Below are 247 nucleotides of genomic sequence, written 5' to 3' on the forward strand. Positions count from 1 at the left end.
CGGCGTCGCCCTGCGCGCGCAGGCTGAGTTCGGCGGCCTTGAGCGCGTGGTCCTGGGTCATCGCGGTCTCGGTGCGGTCGATGCAGTCGCGCACGAGCCGCGTGAAGTACGGGAACCCGGTCATGCCGTTGGCGTTGAACCGGTACTGGCCCTCCTGGTTCACCAGGAAGACCTGGCCGCCGCCGTTGTCGGTGCCGATGTCGGTGTACTTGCGCAGCTCGATGTACCCGTCGGTGCCCAGCAGGAG

At 68.4% G+C, this 247-nt stretch carries 1 pseudogene; it reads right to left on the reverse strand.

Going from position 1 to position 247, the window contains the following annotated elements:
• A pseudogene (locus WA640_RS28715) lies at positions 1–247 on the reverse strand (Gfo/Idh/MocA family protein); the annotation flags it as partial.

Origin of the sequence: Glycomyces sp. MUSA5-2 (assembly GCF_037034145.1) — a bacterium.
GTDB classification, from domain to species: Bacteria; Actinomycetota; Actinomycetes; order Mycobacteriales; family Micromonosporaceae; genus Glycomyces; species Glycomyces artemisiae.